Source organism: Rhodococcus sp. 14C212 (assembly GCF_011058195.1).
GTDB lineage: Bacteria > Actinomycetota > Actinomycetes > Mycobacteriales > Mycobacteriaceae > Rhodococcus > Rhodococcus aetherivorans.
The window spans coordinates 46,721-64,048 of the sequence record NZ_JAALEH010000004.1 but is presented as its reverse complement, the minus strand read 5'-3'; the positions used below and the strand labels follow the sequence as shown (position 1 = coordinate 64,048).

The following is a 17,328-nucleotide window of genomic DNA, read 5'->3' as shown; positions in this document are numbered from 1 at the left end:
TCTTCACAGGTCAGAGCGAAAAGGCTACAAATCGGGCACCCCCGTTGCTGCGTTTTCCGTCCTCGTGTGATGCAATGCACATCCACCAGTGAAAAATTGATGGAGGGGTCACCGTGAGAGAGTTTGCCGTGCCACAGTCGTTCTCGATTCCCGAGGACGCATCGATGGCGGACGCCGTCTTCCGGCACGAGAAGGAGTCGCCGACCTGGGTGCCGTTCGAGCGCAGGGTCGACGGCCGGTGGGTCAGCGTCACCGCCGCCGAGTTCGCCGCCCAGGTCCGCGGGGTGGCCAAGGGCCTGATGGCCTCCGGGATCGAACTCGGCGACCGGGTCGCGATCCTGGCGAGCACCCGCTACGAATGGGTCCTCATCGACTACGCGATCTGGGCCGCCGGGGGCTGCACCGTCGCGATCTACGAGACCTCCTCGGCCGACCAGGCCCAGTGGATCCTCGAGGACTCGGGAACCTCGCTGCTGGTCGTCGAGAACGATGACCACGCGCGAACGGTCGCGGCCGTGGCCGAGGCCGCGCCGGCCCTGCGCGAGGTCCTGCAGATCGAGGGCGCAGCGGGCACGAAGGGCGCCGTCGACGAACTGATCGCGCGCGGCGCCGCGATCACCGACGAGCAGCTCGAGGAGCGGCGCCACCAGGTGCGTGCCGAGTCCCCTGCCACCCTGATCTACACCTCGGGCACCACCGGCCGCCCGAAGGGTGTGCAGCTGACCCACAGCAACCTGTGGGCAGAGGCCGCGGCCGTCAAGCTCGCCCTGCCGAACTCCATGGTGAGCGGCAAGCGGACCCTGCTGTTCCTGCCGCTCGCGCACGTGTTCGCCCGCGAGATCTCGTTCGGCGCGTTCGAGCACGGCGTCACCGTGGCGCACACCTCCGACCTGACCACGCTGCTCGACCAGCTCGGCGAGTTCAAGCCGAACTTCATCCTGTCGGTGCCCCGCGTGTTCGAGAAGGTCTACAACTCGGCCAAGCAGAAGGCGTACGACGGCGGCAAGGGCAAGATCTTCGAGAAGGCCTCCGACACCGCCATCGCGTACAGCGAGGCGCTGGACAAGGGCAGGCCCGGTCTGGGCCTGAAGATCAAGCACGCGGTGTTCGACAAGCTGGTGTACGGCAAGTTGCGCGCGGCCCTCGGTGGCGAGTGCGAGCAGGCGGTTTCCGGCGGCGCCGCCCTCGGCGCGCGTCTGGGCCACTTCTTCCGCGGCGTCGGCATCCCGATCTTCGAGGGCTACGGCCTGACCGAGACCACCGGTGGCGTCACCATCAACACCCCCGAGCACCAGCGCGTGGGCAGCGTCGGCCGGCCGGTCAACGGGCACGCCGCGCGGATCGCCGAGGACGGCGAGCTGCTGCTCAAGGGCCCCGCGGTGTTCGGCGGCTACTGGAAGAACGAGAAGGCCACCGCCGAATCGATCGTCGACGGGTGGTTCCACACCGGTGACATCGGCAAGATCGACGAGGACGGATTCGTCCACATCACCGGCCGCAAGAAGGAGCTCATCGTCACCGCCGGCGGCAAGAACGTCGCCCCGGCCGTGCTCGAGGACGCTCTGCGGGCGCACCCGCTGATCAGCCAGGTCATCGTCGTCGGCGACGCGAAGCCGTTCATCGGCGCGCTGGTCACCCTCGATCCCGAGGCCCTGCCCGGCTGGAAGGAGCGTCACGGCATTCCGGCCGACGCCCCGGTGTCCGAGCTGCTGAAGAACCCCGACCTGATCGCGGAGATCGATGCCGCGGTGGCCGAGGGCAACAAGAAGGTCTCCAACCCCGAGCAGATCAAGAAGTACCGGATCCTCGAGGTGGACTTCACCATCGAGACCGGCGAGCTGACCCCGACGCTCAAGCTCAAGCGCAACGTCATCCACGAAGCGCACGGCACGGCGATCGAGGCCATCTACTCGTAGGGCCACGCCCATGGTGAGCGAATGTATCCTTCATCTCCTCTGATCGAGTGAGGGATACATTCGCTCACTGTTGTTGGGGGGTCGGCACTTCGGTCACGGTCCGGACGAACTCGGCGACGTCACGCGTCACCGTGCGGTGCACCGGTTCGTGCAGCAGGTCGTGGCCCGCGTCGGGGTACTCGCGCAGGTCCAGGGCCGGGATCGTCCGGGCCCAGGCCCGTACGGGGTCGATCGGGGCCAGCCGGTCGTCGGCGCCGTGCACCGCGAGCAGCGGGATGCGCGCCCCCGCGAGGATCTCGGCCGTCGCGGGCACGGCCGCCGAGCGCGGCGTCCCGCACAGCACGGCGCCGCGGAAGCGGCCGGCGTCGGTGCGCAGCAGCGTGAGAGCGGTCGCCGCGCCGAGCGAATGCCCCATCACCACCAGCGGCATCCCCGGCTCGGCACGCTCCGCCAGCTCGGCGACGCGCAGCAGGTCCGCAGCCAGGTCGTCGAGGACGCCCGGCTCACCGGGGCTGCCCTCGGACAGGCCGTGCCCGGCGAGATCGATGCCCCACAACGCGATGCCGTGCGCCGCCAGGCCCGCGGCGAAGCGGTGGTAGTGGCCGGTGTGCTGACGCATTCCGTGGGCGAAGACGACGGCGGCCGCCGCGCCGTCGACGGGCCAGTGTCGGTAGTGGATACGGCCGGTGCTGCCGTCGAAAAAGGGCATGCGGTCATTGTGCGCCGGTGCACAATCGCGGGATGACACCCACCACCGCCGCCGAGCGCAGTCGAGCCGAGGGGCGTGCCGCCCGCGCCCGCGTGCCCCGCGGTGCGCACGGCGAATTCCGTTGCCCCGAACGCGACCCCGTGGCGATCTTCGAGCAGCAGAACCACACCCGGCTGCCGGAACTGGTGCCGATCCGGTACGAGCGGATGACGGAGTCCCCGTTCGCCTACTACCGCGGCAGCGCCGCCGCGATGGCGGCGGACCTGTCCACCGAGCCGGTGACGGGACCGCACGTGGTGGCCTCGGGCGACGCCCATCTGGCGAATTTCGGCCTGTACGCCTCGCCGGAGCGCCGGGTCCTGTTCGATCTCAACGACTTCGACGAGGCGTATCCGGCGCCGTGGGAATGGGACGTCAAGCGGCTGGCCGCCTCGGTGTGGCTGGCCGGCCGTCACACCGGCTGCACCGAGCAGCAGTGCCGCGACGCGACCCTCGCGACGGTGCGCTCGTACCGCGAGACCATCCGGTTCCTGTCCGGACTGACGGCCACCGAGCGGTTCTACTTCCAGGTCGACGCGGAAGAGATCGAGCAGGCGTCGCGGAATCCGGAGGCGATACGAGCCGTCGTGAAGAAGGCTCGCAGCCGCACGTCGGAACAGGTCCTGAGGAAGCTGACGGTCACGACGGCCGACGGCGTTCCGCGCATCGTCGACCAGCCCCCGATCGTGCGCCACCTCGACATCGGGTCACTCGATGCCCTCGAGCGGATCGTCGCGTCCTACCGCGCGACGGTGCGGGCGGATGCCCAGCTGCTGCTTTCCCAGTACCGCGTCGTGGATTTCGCGATGCGGATCGTGGGGGTGGGCAGCGTGGGCACCCGGTGCTTCCTCGTCCTGCTGCTCGGCCCGGCCGACGAGCCGCTGTTTCTCCAGGTCAAGGAGGCCGGACGGTCGGTGCTGGAGACGCACGGCGGGATCCGGGAGACCTCGCACCGGGTCGAGGCCGACCTCATCGCGCACGGCCACGGCGCCCGCGTCGTGGGGACGCAGCGGATCCTGCAGGCCCACTCGGATCCGCTCCTCGGCTGGATCACCGGCGTCCCCGGCGCCGACGGCGTGCGCCGGGACTTCTATGTGCGTCAGTTCCGGGACATGAAGGGATCGGTGCAGTGGGAACGGCTGAGTCCCGCACAGTCGGAGCAGTACGGCCGGCTGTGCGGAGCGCTGCTCGCCCGCGCCCACAGCCAGAGCCCGGACGGCGCGTTCGTCGCCGGGTACCTCGGCCGCGGGACGGTGTTCGACGAGGCGGTGGCCCGGTGGTCCGCCGCCTACGCCGATCGCACGGAGCAGGACTGGAAGGCGTTGTGCAACAGCGCGGCACCGGCGTAGTTCACCAGCAGTGCCCCTCGCCGCGATAGGTGGGGACGGTGGCGCGGGTGCCGCCGGCGTCGACGAGATGCAGTTCCGCGAACCGCTCGCACAGCTCCCCCGCCTTGGCGTGCCGCAGCCACACGCGGCCGCCGACGGGCAGGTCTTCGGCGGCGCGGCCGGTGACCGGGGTCTGCACCTCGCCGGCGCCCTCGGCGCGCAGCAGCCGCAGTCCGGCGGGACGCACCGGCCGCGGTACCCGCGACGGACCCGCCGGGCCGGACGCGATGTAACCGCCGCCGAAGAGCGTGGCGATGGTGGGGCTGGGCCGGCGCACCGTGGGCAGCGCGAAGTACAGCGCGGGCCGCGGCGTGAACGCCCGGTATCGGTCGAACAACGTGGGCACGTAGAGGCCGGAGCCGGCGGTGACCTCGGTGACGACCGGGTCCGCGGAACTGATCTCGAGCGAGCCCGTGCCGCCGCCGTTGACGATCTCGAGGTCACCGACGACGGCACCGACGGCCCCGACGACGGCGCTGCGACGGGTGGCCAGCTCGGCGGCCGACCGGCGCTTGATCAGGCGGACCGCGAGCGACGTGTCGGGCAGGCCGGCGATCTGCGCCTCGTAGAACATCACTCCGACGACCGCGAAGCCCGCGGTCGTGGCGCAGCGGGCGAGCTGCGCCACCTCGTCGGGCGTGCGCAGCGGCGAGCGACGTACGCCGAGGTGCACCGGCCCGAGCCGCAGCGACGCATCCACGTCGAGGCACACACGGGGCCGCACGCGGGCGGTGCCGAGGGCGTCGCGGACGATGCCGAGCTGGGCGGCGGAGTCGACCATGAGGGTGACGGCGTCGAGGGCGTACGGCCGGCCGGCGAGTGCGGCGAGCGCGGCACGGTCGACGGTCGGGTAGCCGAGAAGCACGTCGCGGGCGCCGCGCTCGACCAGCCAGAGCGCTTCGCGCAGCGAGTACGCCATGATCCCGCGGAAGCCGCCGCCGGCGGTGAGGCCGGTGCCGAGCACCTCCTCGAGGACCGCGCGGCACCGGACGGACTTGCTCGCCACCCGCACGGGGGTGCCCCCGGCGCGACGGACGAGGTCGGCGGCGTTGCGTCGGAGCGTGGGGAGGTCGACGGCCGCGAGCGGCGGGTCCAGGTCGGCCGTCGCGTCGTGGAGCCGGTCGAGGGGGTGGGTCACGGCGGGGGTCCAATCCACGGCAGGTCGGGTCGTCGCGGCCAGTCAAGCACCGAGTTGGACCTGTGTCCAGGTTCAGGTCGTTTCCACGGCCCGGCCGGCAACGATCGCGGCGATGTCGTCGAGTTCGGTGACGATGGCGTCGCTGTCACGATCCACGAGCCACCGCAGGACCAGGCCGTCGAGCATGGCCAGCGCCAGGCGGGCGACGGTCGAGACCGGCTCGACCCATTCGGTGCCGGTGCGGGCGGCGCACTCCTCGAGGAAGGCCTGGGCCTCGACGTCCATGATGCGGTACTGCTCGGTGGCGATGTTGCCGCCGAGCGGCTCGCCGGCGGCCCGGTGGCGCAGCGAATAGGTGGTGATCTCGTAGGTGAGCAGCTGACGGTCGGCGGTCGCCTCGATCGTCGGCCACATCGCGTTGATCCCCAGGTAGAGCAGCTGCCGCAGCCCCCGCGGGCCCTGCGGGTCGGGCCCGTCCTGCGGGAGGGTGAAGGCGGTGCGCAACGCCTGGCTGAGCTGGAGCACCAGGGTCTCCCCCATCGCGGCGACGAGGGCTTCCTTGCTCTCGAAGCAGTAGTGCACCACCCCGAGCGATACGCCGGCGTGCTCGGCGACGGCCCGCACGGTGACGGCCCCGAGGCCGCCGCCCTCGGCCAGCGCGAGGGCGGATTCGACGAGTTGGGCTCGACGTTGGTCCGCCGGCAACCGGTTCAGCATGCCTCCGATCGTAGAACCCGGCCCGGATCCGTCGGCCGCTATTGACCTGGACGGTCGTCCAAGTCGATGATTACCCCATGGCGACCGACCGTCCCGCAGCCACCTGGCGCAACTGGGCACGCACCGAATCCGCGATACCGCACGCGTACGAGACACCGGAATCCCTGGACGAGATCGCCGTCGTCGTCGCACGCGCATCCGAGCGGGGGCTGCGCGTCAAGGCGGCCGGGGCAGGGCACTCGTTCAGCGGCGTCGCCGTCACCGACGGCGTACTCGTCTCCCTCGACCGGTTCACCGGCATCGAGGACGTCCGGCCCACCTCCGCCGGGGCACTCGTCACCGCGCGGGCCGGCACCCGGCTGCGGGACCTCAACCGGCTCCTGTGGGGTCACGGTCTGGCCGTGCCCAACCTCGGGGACATCGACGTGCAGTCGCTCGCCGGCGCGATGTCCACCGGCACCCACGGCACGGGCGCGCGATTCGGGGGCCTCGCCACCGTCGCCCGTGCGGCCACCGTGGTGCTCGCGGACGGCTCCGTCGTGCACTGCTCCCCCGACGACCACCCGGAACTCTTCGAGGCCGCCCGGCTCGGCCTCGGCGCCGTCGGCATCCTCGCCACCATCACCCTCGAGTGCGTACCCGCCTTCGCGCTGCACGCCGCGGAAGCGCCCGGCACGCTGCACGACACCCTCGCCGTACTCGAGCGCGACCGGCTCGCCGTCGACCACTTCGAGTTCTACTGGTTCCCGCACACCGACCGGGCACTCACCAAGCGCAACACCCGGCTGACCGCCGACGCGCCCGGCGCCCCGGTGGGCCGGGTGCGCGGTTTCGTCGACGACGAGGTGCTCGCCAACGGCATGTTCGAAATCGTCCAGCGCGTCGCGACCCGCGCCCCCTCGATCATCCCGCGGCTCAACGCGTTCGCCGCCCGGACGCTGTCGCCGCGGGAGTTCGTCGACCGCAGCTATCGCGTCTTCGCCTCCCCGCGCCGGGTCCGGTTCCGGGAGATGGAGTACGCCGTACCCGTCGACTCCGTGACCGACGTGCTCACCGAGATCGATGCGTGGCTCTCCCGCAACAACTTCCGTGTCGCCTTTCCCGTGGAGGTACGCTTCGCCGCCGCCGACGACGTGTGGCTGTCGACGGCACACGGCCGCGACAGCGCGTACCTCGCCGTGCACCAGTACCACCGGCGCGAGCATCAGGCGTACTTCGATGCGGTCGAGGCGATCGCCCGCGCCGTGGACGGGCGGCCGCACTGGGGCAAGATGCACGGCCGCACCGCGGCCGACCTGCGCCCGACGTACCCGCGCTTCGACGACTTCCTCGCCGTCCGCGACCGCGTCGACCCCCAGCGCACCTTCGCCAACCCGTACCTGGACCGCGTGCTCGGCCCGTAGGCCGCGGGCTAGCCGAACGACGCCGCGATCGAATTGCGCGCCAACGTCTCCCGCTGCTCGGAGGTGAGCCCGAGCCGATCGCGCAGTGCCGCGAACGTGTCGTCGACGTACCCGCCGAAGTACGCCGGATCGTCGGAGTTGACGGTCACCAGCAGACCCGCCTCGAGCATGCGCGGCAGCGGATGCCGTTCGAGCGAATCCACCACGCGCAAACGGACGTTGGACAGCGGACAGACCGTGAGCGGAATCTGCTCGTCCACGAGGCGCGTGACCAGGAGGGGGTCCTCGAGGGAGCGGATGCCGTGGTCGATGCGCTCGGCCCCGAGCAGATCCAGTGCCTGCCACACGTATTCGGGCGGGCCCTCCTCGCCCGCATGGGCGACCGCGTGCAGGCCCTCGGCGCGGGCGCGGGCGAACACGTCCTCGAACAGCGACGGCGGATAGCCCACCTCCGCAGAGTCCAGGCCCAGCCCGATGATCGGAGCCGACAGGCGCAGCAGTTCCCCGAACACCTCCTCGGCCTCGTGCACGGGCCGGTCCCGCACGACGGAGGCGATCATCGCCGCATCGACGCCGAATTCTCGCCGGCCCGCCGCGACGGCGTCCGCGAGGCCCTCGACCACCTCTGTCAGCGGCACACCGCGGCTCGTGTGCGCCTGCGGGTCGAAGAAGAACTCGGCCCGCGTCACGCCGGCCCGCGCCGCCCGGCGCAGGTACGCCCGCGCGAGATCGGCGAAGTCCTCGGCCGTCTGCAGCACCCGCATGTTCGCGTAGTACAGGTCGAGGAAGGACTGCAGATCGGTGAACTCGTACCGGCTGCGCAGTTCGGCGAGGTCGGCGTACGGGAGCACGACGCGGTTGCGCTCTGCGAGAGCGAAGATCAGTTCCGGTTCGAGGGTGCCCTCGATGTGGACGTGCAGTTCGGCGAGCACGATCCTCCTTCGTCGACGCGTCCCTTCCGCGGCCGTGCGGAAGGGACGCGGGTCGTCAGCGTCCCTTCCAGACCGGGGAACGCTTCTCCGCGAACGCCGTCGCGCCCTCGCGGGCGTCCTCCGACACGAACACCGGGCCGACGATCTCGCGCTGCCTGTCGAAGGCCTCGTCCGCCGGCCAGTCGGCGGCCTTTGCGATGACCTCCTTGGTGGTCGCCACGGCGAGCGGGCCGTTGGCCGTGATCCGTTCGGCGAGGGCCAGGGCGCCCTCCAGCGCGCTGCCCGGCTCGGTGAGCACGTTGACGAAGCCGTAGCCGTGGGCCTCCTCGGCGGTGAACGCGTCGCCGGTGAGCGCCAGTTCCATCGCCTTCTGGTACGGAATCCGGGTGGGCAGGCGCAGCAGGCCGCCGCCCGCGGCGACGAGTCCGCGCTTGACCTCCGGGATGCCGAACCTGGCGTCCGCGGCGGCGACCACGAGATCCGTGGCGAGGACGAGTTCGGTGCCGCCGGCCAGCGCGAAGCCCTCGACGGCGGCGATGATCGGCTTGCGCGGCGGCGCCTCGGTGAAGCCGAGACCCTTGCCCGGCACCGCGACGTTCTCCCCGGCGACGAACGCCTTGAGGTCCATGCCGGCACAGAAGTTGCCACCCGCACCGGTGAGCACGCCCACGGACAGGTCGGGATCGGCGTCGAGTTCGTCGACGGCGGCGGCGAGACCGTGGCTGACGGCCGCGTTGACGGCATTGCGGGCCGCGGGCCGGTTGATGGTGATCACCAGGATTCGACCACGACGCTCGAGCAGGACCTCGTCGGACATGCGCGCACACCTTTCACAGGATTCGGTTGCCGACCGCGCGTACCGCGGTTCATTCGCTTATACCGCAACCGAACCCGGCGGCGGACCGGCCGTACCGCCGTGTCACGACACCCGGACGGCGACGGGCGTGACGAAGCCGTCCCCGTCGATGTGCACCTGGTCGCCGGTGTGGAACCAGCCGTCGTCGAAGGTCTCGGCGGTCGAATCCGGGTCGTTCCAGTAGCGGCGCGCGACGCTGGGACCGCGGCACAGCAGTTCGCCGACGCCTTGATCGGCGGCCGGACCGAGGAGGGCGACCTCCATGCCGCCGAACGGAACTCCGACGCTGCGCGGGTGCGCGGCCCGCTGGTCGGTGGGCAGCAGCAGCCCGATGCCACCAGTCTCGGCCACCCCCCACCCGCGTACGCACCGCGCCGCGGGGAACGACGCGCGCAGGTGCCGCCACGGCACCCGCACCCCCCGGGCCCCGGCGGCGACGACGGTGCCGCCGGCCGCCAGAGTGGGCAACAGTTGCACGGCGCTGCCCGCCGCCGTGGACAGCGGTGCGGTGAGCACCGTGCGCGCCCCCTCCGCGGTCAGGTCCATCGCGTGCACCACGGCCTCGATCGTGGAGAGGACGTTCTCGTTGGTCAGCTCCACCCCGTGCAGTCCTCCGCCGCGTTTGCGCACGTAGTACAGCACCGCGAGCTCGTCCGGCGCGGCGCCCTCGTCCAGGAACGCCACCCCGTCGGGCAGGTCTCCGTCGAGGGTCAGTACGGCGCCGCTGTCCTCGGCGATCCACCCGAGTTCCGGATCGCTGCAGGTCGGATCCGGCAGCACCGGCACCCCACCGGCGAGGACCACCCCGAGAAACGCGTACAGCCAGCGGAACCCGTTCGGATAGTGGACGACCACCCGGTCGGCCGGGCCCACGCCCTGATCGAGCAGGCCACCGGCCACGCGGGCCGCCGACGACCACATCTGCCCGTAGGTGAGTGCGTTGCCGGCCCGGTCGACGGCCGCGATGCGGGCCGAGTGCCGCAGCGCGCTGCGGTCGAGCAGCTCGGCCAGGCACGGCTCGAGGTCCTCGTACCGCAGAACACCGTCCAGTCGGCGACTGACACGCTCGTCACGGAACCACCCGGCTGCGCACGAAACCCGGACCACCGCCACCGACATCGTCACCTCCGCCTCGTCGTGTGCCTGCACTATATGGCGCGGGTCACAGTTGGGGGCGGGATCGGCTCACCTTCCGGTGTACGACGCCTTCCCCGGGCCGACGGTGAGGAAGCTGCGCACGGCACCCTTCAGGTCGTCGGTGTCGAACAACGCGCCGGAGACCTCCGGGGTCTCCGAGTCCGCGTGCGCGACGCCACCGGACCGCCACGCGCCGATGATCTGCTTGGTGGCGTCGTGGGCGCGGGTGGGGCCGTCGGCGAGCCGGTCCGCCAGGGCGCGCGCGGCGGAGTCCACGTCGTCGTGGACCGCGTTGACCACGCCCCACGACCGCAGCGTCTCGGCATCGTAGAGGTCGCCGGTCATCACCAGTTCGCGAGCGCGGCCGGAACCGGCACGCTCGGCCAGCCGCTGTGGCCCGCCCATCGAGGGAGTCAGGCCGACGACGGTCTCCACCAGTCCGAACTTCGCGCCCGGCGCCGCGAGGACGATGTCGCAGGCGAGGGAGATCTCGAACGCCGCGGTGAGGGTGAGCCCGTGCGCAGCGAAGACCACGGGGCACGGCAGGGCCTCGAGCGGATGAATGATCTGCGCGAACAGGTCCTGCCACAGCTGCGCGCCCTGCCCGGCGTCGAGGCCGTCGAACAGGTGGACGTCCACTCCGCCGGAGACGACCTTGCCCTCCGCGCGGATCAGTACCGCGCGCGGAGGCGCCGCCACCAGCGCGGCGGTGTCGGCGATCACGGCGTCGAACAGGGCCTGGTCGAACAGGTTCAGCTTGCCGTGCGCGACGGTCAGCACGGCGACCTCGGCACCGGCCGCGGTGGTGTGGCGCTCGAGGCGGGTGGGATGTGTGGTCTGCGTCATGCGCGCCACACTAGGCGAGCGTGCGGCGCTCCTCGAGGGGTGGCCTCGGCGCCGGCTCGATGCGCGCGGGCTGCACGAAGAACAGCGCCGCGGCGAAGCCGACGAGCAGGACCGCGGCGGGCAGCAGCGTCGACTCGGCCATGGCGGTGGCGAACGGCGCGCGCACCGGCTCGGGCAGGGCCGTCGTCCCACCACCCTCGTTCGCACCGCCTCCGGACAACCCCTGCACCGCGAGGCGGGACGTGATGAGCGCACCCACGGCGGCGCTGCCCAGGACGGCACCGACCTGCCGGGTGGTGTTGTAGACCCCCGACCCGGCCCCCACCTGATGCGGCGGCAGGCCGTGCGTCGCGGTGGCCGCCAGCGGCGACCAGATGCCGGCCATCGCGGCGCCCATGAGGGCGATCGGCAGCAGTAGCTGCCACACCGGCGAGTCGGGCGTCATCACCGCGGCCAGCCACGTCAGCGACACGGCGAGCAGCGCGAATCCGGTGCCGGCGATGTAGCGCGGATGGGTCCGGTCCACGAGCCGCCCGATCATCGGTGCGAGCAGGCCGGTGAGGACCGCCATCGGGGCCATCAGCAACGCCGACTCCGTGGGTGTCCAGCCGCGCACACCCTGGGCGTAGAACATCAGCGGCAGCACCATCGCGGTGACCGAGAAGCCCATCGTGGCGATGCCGATGTTGGCCAGCGAGAAGTTGCGGTCGCGGAACAGGCCGAGCGGAACGAGCGGCTCCCCGCGTCCCCGGGACTGGTACCACACGAACACCGCCAGCAGCGCCACCCCGGCGGCGATCAGCACCCACACGGGAGTGGACCAGTCGTAGGAGTTGCCCTCCTGGATCCCGAACACGAGACAGAACATGCCCGCGCCGCTGAGCAGCACTCCGAGGAGGTCGAACCGGTGCGGGTGGGTGGGCAGCGCCGGGACCAGCCGCGCGGCGAGGACGAAACCCACGATCCCGACCGGCACGTTCACGAAGAAGATCCATTCCCAGCCGAGGCTGTCGACGAGGAGACCGCCGGCCAGCGGGCCCACGAGGGTCGCGACACCCGCCACCGCGCCCCACAGGCCCATCGCGGTGCCTCGCCGGTCGGGCGGGAAGGTGCGGGTGATGATCGCCATCGTCTGCGGGGTCATCAGCGCCGCGCCGAGGCCCTGGAACACCCGGGCGACGACGAGGGCGGCGACGGTGCCGGACAACCCGCACCACAGCGACGCCGCAGTGAACAGCACCAGCCCCGCCAGGTAGACGCGCTTCGGGCCGAACCGGTCGCCGAGGCGGCCGGTGACCAGCAGCGGCACCGCGTACGCCAGCAGGTAGGCGCTGGTGACCCACACGACGTTGTTGATGTCGGTATCCAGCGCCCGCATGATTGCCGGGTTGGCGACCGCCACGATGGTGCTGTCCACCAGGATCATGAAGAACCCGAGGCACAGCGCCCACAACGCCGGCCACGGATTTGTCTCGGTCTCCACCCGCACGTCCTCCGCTCGTAGGCGTCTACGGTAGCGCCGTGGACGGACATCTCCTGGACATCGTGCGGCTGGCCTGGTGCCGCGAACTCGGGCTCGACGACGGAGCGCTCGCCGCCCCGGGGCGGGTGACACGGGTGGACGACGCGTCCGCGCTGGTCCGGGTGTTGCGCCTCGGTGAGACCACCGCGGTGGTGGGTCCGGGCTGGGCGGTCGAGGCCGTCGCGGCGGTGCCCGATGCGGAGCTGGACGCGTCGGCGTTGCTCGACCTGACGCGCGGCCGCGCGGTGCGCAGCCACGCGCTGAACTACTGCCCCGACTGGGTCGACGCGACGCGGGTCCGCGATCCGCTGATCTCCCACGAGGTCGACGATCTGGCGGAGCTGTTGCGGCGCTGCCCGCCCGACGACGCGACCGAGGCGGGACTCGAGAACGTGAACGGGGAGGCCTCGTCGTTCGTGCTGCTCGACGACGACCACCGGCCGCTGTCGGGGGCTGTGTACAGGGAGGTGCAGTCGATCCTGGCGGACGTGACCGCGCTGACCGTTCCGGAGCACCGCCGGATCGGTCTGGCGGCGACCGTCGCGACGCTCGCGACGCACGACGCGCTCGACGCCGGGCTGATCCCGCAGTGGCGGGCCCGGCGCGACAACACCGCGGGCCGCGGCTTGGCCGCGGTGCTGGGATACGCCGAACTGGGAACCCATACCTCGGTGGCCGTACCGGCTAGCGTCTGAACGGGCCGCACCGAGCGAAGGGAGCCCTGTGAACGAGCACTCCGGAGGCGACGCGGACGGGTACGTCACGCCCGGCGCCGAGTACAGCCGCGACACGCACTACATCACCACGCGCATCACCGCCGACGGGCGCGACGGCTATCCGGTGGAGGCGGGCCGGTACCGGCTGATCGCCGCCCGCGCCTGCCCGTGGGCGAACCGCACGCTCATCGTGCGCCGGCTGCTGGGGCTCGAGGACGCGCTGTCGCTGGGGTTGTGCGGGCCCACGCACGACGAGCGCAGCTGGACCTTCGATCTCGACCCGGGCGGGGTGGATCCGGTGCTGCGAATCCCGCGGTTGCAGGACGCGTACTTCGCCCGGGACCCCGAGTACCCGCGGGGCATCACGGTCCCGGCCGTCGTGGAGGTGCCCACCGGCCGGGTGGTCACCAACGATTACGCCCAGATCACCCTGGACTTCTCCACGGAGTGGACGGCGCTGCACCGCGACGGCGCCCCCGACCTCTACCCGGAGCCGTTGCGCGACGAGATCGACGAGGTGGCCCAGCTCGTCTACCAGGACGTCAACAACGGCGTGTACCGGTGCGGGTTCGCCGGGTCGCAGCGCGCGTACGACCGCGCCTTCGACCGGCTGTTCGCGCGGCTGGACTGGCTCGAGGAACGGCTGAGCACCCGCCGGTACCTGGTGGGCGAGACGATCACCGAGACGGACGTGCGGCTGTTCACCACGCTGGCCCGCTTCGACGCCGTCTACCACGGGCACTTCAAGTGCAACCGGGGTCTGCTGTCGTCGATGCCGGCGCTGTGGGGGTACGCCCGGGACCTGTTCCAGACGCCCGGCTTCGGCGACACGATCGACTTCGCGCAGATCAAGGACCACTACTACATCGTGCACACCGACATCAATCCGACGCAGATCGTGCCGAAGGGCCCCGACCTGAGCGGATGGCTGACACCGCACGGCCGGGAAGAGCTGGGCGGCAAGCCGTTCGGCGACGGCACGCCACCGCCCCCGCCGCGGGCGCAGGAGGCGGTGCCGGCCGGTCACGGCGCGTGACTCACGCGCCCGGATAGGTTCCGAAGCTCCAGTACACCCCCTGCGGGTCCCGGCAGGTGAAGTCGTGCGAGCCGTAGTCGGTGTCGTGCAGGCCGACGACGACCGTGGCGCCCTCGACCACGGCGCGTTCGTGCAGCGCGTCGACGGCGGCGGCATCGGGGGCGACGAGATAGATGCAGCCGGTGCCGGCGGGCGTCTCGATCGGGCCGCCCCGACCGGCCGAGCCGAGCATGACGCCGCCGCCGTGCGGCCATCTCAGCTCGGCGTGGTCGACGCGCTCGCCGTCGCCGTAGACGGCGTTCTCGGTGAAGCCGAACGCGTCGACGAGGAAGCGGATCGCCGCCCGGGCATCGGTGTAGGAGAGGCAGGGCCACACGGTTGTGGTGAGTGCTGTCGTGGTCATGTCTGCCAGTGTTCGTCGACGGCCGGGTCCCCGTCTTGGACGATTGGGAACTGCTCGTCGCGCAGCCAGCGTGACGGCGGAACTCCGGCAATCGCGCGCCATTCCCGCGCGAGGTGGGCCTGATCGTAGAACCCGGACCGGGCGGCCACGTCGGCGAGCACGTGGGGTCCGGGGCGGCGCAGCAGCCGGCGGGACCGGTCGAACCGGACCACCCGCGCCGCCTCCTTGGGCCCGACCCCGAACTCGGCGGTGAATCGCGCGTTCAGATGCCTTCGGCTCCAACCGATCTCATCCGCCAGATCGGTGACCCGCAGACCGGGGGCACAGGGGTCCTGCAGCCTGCGCCACGCGTGGCGCAGGTGCGGATCGATCTCGCCGCGCTCGGTGGCGAGCCGTCGGCCGAGCACCTCGTCGAGGACCCGGAACCGGCTCTCCCACCCCTCGGTGGCGGCGATCCGTTCCCCGAGTTCGCGGGCGGCGGCACCGAGCACGTCCTCGAGGTCGACGACCCAGGCGCCGAGCGCACCGGCGGGCACGCCCAGCAGCACGCGGGCTCCCGCCGGGGTGAGCGCGAGCTGAATGCCGTGCTGGTTGCCGTCGTGGGCGATGGTGACGGCGGTGGTGGCCAGCCCGCTCGCGAGCGCACCGAACCGGCCGGGACCCTGGCCCGGCGCGGCGGCCCGCGCGAGTTCGAGGGGGGCGCCGATCGTGAGCACGACGGTCAGGTCCGGCGACGGCAGGCCGAGGTGGGTGCCGGGTGCGAATCCCGTCAGCCGGTACCCGTCGTAACCGCGCACGTAGGGACGCAGCGACGGCGCGGGCCGCCGCCGGGCACCGTCCGAGATGCCGCTCACGGTCCCAGGGTAAACACGGATAGACGACACGCCCACGGGGTACACAGGGTGAGCGGCCGTGGAACGCACGGCGGTGCATGCAGGCCCGGGAGGGCCGGGAGGATCGAGGACGGAACGATGACCGACAGGGTGGGACGCGTGGAGAAGTATCTCGTCACGCTCCTGGACAACGGCAGCAGGCTGCAGGCGCCCGCGGTGGCGCGCTACGTCGAACTGACGCGGCGCGCGCATCCCGGCGAGACCCCGGAGCAGATCATCGGGCGCCTGGAGAAGATCTTCCTCAACGGAGTGACCGGCAGCGGCACGGCGGCGGGCGCCGCCGCGACCGTTCCCGGCATCGGCACGCTCGCATCGATCGCCGCGGTCGGCGCCGAAACCGCGTTCTTCCTCGAGGCGGCCGCGCTCCTGACGCTTGCGGTGGCGGCGGTGCACGGGATCGAACCGCACGAGCACGAGCAGCGCCGCGCCCTGGTGCTCGCCGTGGCACTGGGCGAGGCAGGGATGGAGATCGTCGAGCGGGCCACTGGCACGACCGCGAAGACGTGGACGTCGGCGATCACCGGCAAGATCCCCGGCGCCCAGCTGAGGTCCGTGAACAAGTCGCTCGCGCGGACGTTCGTCCGCAAGTACCTCGCCAAGCGCAGCGCCCTCGTGTTCGGCAAGCTGGTGCCGGCCGGGATCGGTGCCGCGATCGGCGGCGCGGGCAACCGCGCGCTGGGCAAGCGGGTCATCGCGAACGCGCGCGACGCGTTCGGCCCGCCGCCGGCGCAGTGGCCGGCGAAGCGTCCGCCGCTCGCCGGACCGGCCACCGGGCCGGACGGCGATCCGAACTGGCAGGCGCTGTCCTCTCCCCTGACCGGCTGGTGAGATGTCCGCCGGCACGGTGTTCGTGCGCTAGAGCGGATCCGGCCCGCGCACGGTCGTCCTCCTGCACGGATACTCCGACCACGGGGGCACCTGGTGCAAGGTGGCCCCGGCCCTGGCCGAGCGCCACCGGGTCCTGACCGTCGACCTGCCGGGGTTCGGCCGGAGTGCGGGGCACTGGCGGGCGCCCGTACTGGACCACTACGTCGACACCGTCGCCGACGTGATCGCCGACTGCCGGGATCCGGTTGCGCTGATCGGCAATTCGCTGGGAGCGGTGACGTCGCTGGCGTTCGCGTCGACGTATCCGCACCGGGTGGACGGCGTCGTACTCGCCGACATGCCGGGGATGGCCGGCATACCGCGCAGTTGGCTGGGCGGAGCGCGGCTGCCGCTGGACATGGTGTCGCGCGCGCTGTCCCGGCCCGTGCCCCCGGCGCTCGTGCAGATCGCCGTCGCCACCCTCTACACCCGCGCGGCGCTGCACCGCCCGGACCGCCTGGGCGTCGATACGCGCACCGCGTTCGCGGCGAACTACGCGACGCGGCGCAGCATCGAGACCCTGCTGGCCGTCGGCCGGGCCGTGATCCCCGAACTGAGCCGGCTGCCGATTCCCGAGATGGTGAACTCCCTGACCGTGCCGGCACTGCTCGTGTGGGGCGAGCGGGATCTGATCACCCCGGCGCGCGCCGCGGGCCGGGTGAACACCGGGGCCCGGCGACGGGTCGCGATCATTCCGGACGCCGGGCACTGCCCGCAGCTCGACGCCCCGAGCGAATTCCTCGGACTGGTGCTGCCGTTCCTCGACCGGTCCTTCTCCCGGCCCGCCACGCCGGGCACGTAGGCTCGCGG

General features: G+C 71.9%; 17 protein-coding genes. 7 read left to right on the top strand and 10 right to left on the bottom strand.

From position 1 onward, the window contains the following. The first annotated feature begins 113 nt into the window (after positions 1–113). Positions 114–1,916 carry a long-chain fatty acid--CoA ligase gene (locus G6038_RS03365; protein WP_165035914.1) on the top strand — a complete coding sequence of 601 codons (1,803 nt, stop codon included), beginning with the start codon at positions 114–116 and terminating at the stop codon, positions 1,914–1,916. Positions 1,917–1,980: 64 nt separating this feature from the next. Here the strand turns inward: G6038_RS03365 and G6038_RS03360 are convergent, their stop codons facing one another. Next, positions 1,981–2,625: an alpha/beta fold hydrolase gene (locus G6038_RS03360; RefSeq protein WP_165035913.1), complete on the bottom strand. Its 645-nt coding sequence runs from the start codon at positions 2,623–2,625 to the stop codon at positions 1,981–1,983. 32 nt (positions 2,626–2,657) lie between these two features. On the opposite strand from G6038_RS03360, the gene G6038_RS03355 reads away from it, so the two are divergent. Beyond that, complete coding sequence (locus tag G6038_RS03355) at positions 2,658–4,013, top strand: DUF2252 domain-containing protein (protein ID WP_165035912.1); 1,356 nt, start codon at positions 2,658–2,660, stop codon at positions 4,011–4,013. A 1-nt stretch (position 4,014) separates the two neighbouring features. Here the strand turns inward: G6038_RS03355 and G6038_RS03350 are convergent, their stop codons facing one another. Together G6038_RS03350 and G6038_RS03345 are read right to left on the bottom strand one after the other, a co-directional pair. Beyond that, complete coding sequence (locus G6038_RS03350; protein WP_165035911.1) at positions 4,015–5,190, bottom strand: alanine racemase; 1,176 nt, start codon at positions 5,188–5,190, stop codon at positions 4,015–4,017. A gap of 72 nt (positions 5,191–5,262) precedes the next feature. Next, the gene (locus G6038_RS03345; RefSeq protein WP_165035910.1) at positions 5,263–5,907 is read right to left on the bottom strand and encodes a TetR/AcrR family transcriptional regulator; all 645 of its coding nucleotides are present in this window, start codon (positions 5,905–5,907) and stop codon (positions 5,263–5,265) included. Positions 5,908–5,984: 77 nt separating this feature from the next. Between G6038_RS03345 and G6038_RS03340 the strand changes: the two genes are divergently transcribed. Beyond that, a complete protein-coding gene (locus G6038_RS03340) occupies positions 5,985–7,310 on the top strand; it encodes a D-arabinono-1,4-lactone oxidase (RefSeq protein ID WP_165035909.1) in 1,326 nt (441 codons plus the stop codon). An 8-nt stretch (positions 7,311–7,318) separates the two neighbouring features. On the opposite strand, the gene G6038_RS03335 is transcribed toward G6038_RS03340, so the two are convergent. From G6038_RS03335 to G6038_RS03315, 5 genes are all read right to left on the bottom strand, one after another. Beyond that, on the bottom strand, positions 7,319–8,242 hold the full coding sequence (locus G6038_RS03335; RefSeq protein ID WP_165035908.1) for an adenosine deaminase: 924 nt from the start codon (positions 8,240–8,242) through the stop codon (positions 7,319–7,321). 55 nt (positions 8,243–8,297) lie between these two features. After that, entirely contained in the window at positions 8,298–9,059 is a 762-nt protein-coding gene (locus G6038_RS03330; protein WP_165035907.1) for a crotonase/enoyl-CoA hydratase family protein, read from the bottom strand. A 102-nt stretch (positions 9,060–9,161) separates the two neighbouring features. After that, positions 9,162–10,217, bottom strand: a complete 1,056-nt coding sequence (locus tag G6038_RS03325) for an AMP-binding protein (RefSeq protein ID WP_165035998.1) — start codon at positions 10,215–10,217, stop codon at positions 9,162–9,164. Positions 10,218–10,283: 66 nt separating this feature from the next. Then, positions 10,284–11,081: an enoyl-CoA hydratase/isomerase family protein gene (locus G6038_RS03320; RefSeq protein ID WP_165035906.1), complete on the bottom strand. Its 798-nt coding sequence runs from the start codon at positions 11,079–11,081 to the stop codon at positions 10,284–10,286. A 10-nt stretch (positions 11,082–11,091) separates the two neighbouring features. After that, positions 11,092–12,564 carry a DHA2 family efflux MFS transporter permease subunit gene (locus G6038_RS03315; protein WP_165035905.1) on the bottom strand — a complete coding sequence of 491 codons (1,473 nt, stop codon included), beginning with the start codon at positions 12,562–12,564 and terminating at the stop codon, positions 11,092–11,094. 38 nt (positions 12,565–12,602) lie between these two features. Between G6038_RS03315 and G6038_RS03310 the strand changes: the two genes are divergently transcribed. Together G6038_RS03310 and G6038_RS03305 are read left to right on the top strand one after the other, a co-directional pair. Then, complete coding sequence (locus tag G6038_RS03310; RefSeq protein WP_165035904.1) at positions 12,603–13,298, top strand: GNAT family N-acetyltransferase; 696 nt, start codon at positions 12,603–12,605, stop codon at positions 13,296–13,298. A 28-nt stretch (positions 13,299–13,326) separates the two neighbouring features. Beyond that, positions 13,327–14,355 (top strand): glutathione S-transferase C-terminal domain-containing protein, encoded by a 1,029-nt coding sequence (locus tag G6038_RS03305; protein WP_165035903.1) that lies wholly within the window; start codon positions 13,327–13,329, stop codon positions 14,353–14,355. A 1-nt stretch (position 14,356) separates the two neighbouring features. Here the strand turns inward: G6038_RS03305 and G6038_RS03300 are convergent, their stop codons facing one another. Together G6038_RS03300 and G6038_RS03295 are read right to left on the bottom strand one after the other, a co-directional pair. Beyond that, the gene (locus G6038_RS03300) at positions 14,357–14,758 is read right to left on the bottom strand and encodes a VOC family protein (RefSeq protein WP_206024208.1); all 402 of its coding nucleotides are present in this window, start codon (positions 14,756–14,758) and stop codon (positions 14,357–14,359) included. Continuing rightward, the gene (locus G6038_RS03295; RefSeq protein WP_165035902.1) at positions 14,755–15,612 is read right to left on the bottom strand and encodes a helix-turn-helix domain-containing protein; all 858 of its coding nucleotides are present in this window, start codon (positions 15,610–15,612) and stop codon (positions 14,755–14,757) included. Before G6038_RS03295 ends, G6038_RS03300 begins: the two co-directional genes overlap by 4 nt. A 117-nt stretch (positions 15,613–15,729) precedes the next feature. On the opposite strand from G6038_RS03295, the gene G6038_RS03290 reads away from it, so the two are divergent. Together G6038_RS03290 and G6038_RS03285 are read left to right on the top strand one after the other, a co-directional pair. Beyond that, complete coding sequence (locus G6038_RS03290; RefSeq protein ID WP_206024207.1) at positions 15,730–16,479, top strand: hypothetical protein; 750 nt, start codon at positions 15,730–15,732, stop codon at positions 16,477–16,479. Positions 16,480–16,540: 61 nt separating this feature from the next. Then, positions 16,541–17,320, top strand: coding sequence for an alpha/beta hydrolase (locus tag G6038_RS03285; RefSeq protein ID WP_240918283.1), 780 nt, complete (start codon positions 16,541–16,543; stop codon positions 17,318–17,320). Positions 17,321–17,328: the final 8 nt, after the last annotated feature.

Bases quoted from the DNA above. Each gene is read 5' to 3' on its own strand.
- G6038_RS03360 (WP_165035913.1), bottom strand. From the start codon at position 2,625: ATGCCCTTTTTCGACGGCAGCACCGGCCGTATCCACTACCGACACTGG.
- G6038_RS03355 (WP_165035912.1), top strand. From the start codon at position 2,658: ATGACACCCACCACCGCCGCCGAGCGCAGTCGAGCCGAGGGGCGTGCC.
- G6038_RS03345 (WP_165035910.1), bottom strand. From the start codon at position 5,907: ATGCTGAACCGGTTGCCGGCGGACCAACGTCGAGCCCAACTCGTCGAA.
- G6038_RS03340 (WP_165035909.1), top strand. From the start codon at position 5,985: ATGGCGACCGACCGTCCCGCAGCCACCTGGCGCAACTGGGCACGCACC.
- G6038_RS03330 (WP_165035907.1), bottom strand. From the start codon at position 9,059: ATGTCCGACGAGGTCCTGCTCGAGCGTCGTGGTCGAATCCTGGTGATC.
- G6038_RS03325 (WP_165035998.1), bottom strand. From the start codon at position 10,217: ATGTCGGTGGCGGTGGTCCGGGTTTCGTGCGCAGCCGGGTGGTTCCGT.
- G6038_RS03320 (WP_165035906.1), bottom strand. From the start codon at position 11,081: ATGACGCAGACCACACATCCCACCCGCCTCGAGCGCCACACCACCGCG.
- G6038_RS03300 (WP_206024208.1), bottom strand. From the start codon at position 14,758: ATGACCACGACAGCACTCACCACAACCGTGTGGCCCTGCCTCTCCTAC.
- G6038_RS03290 (WP_206024207.1), top strand. From the start codon at position 15,730: ATGACCGACAGGGTGGGACGCGTGGAGAAGTATCTCGTCACGCTCCTG.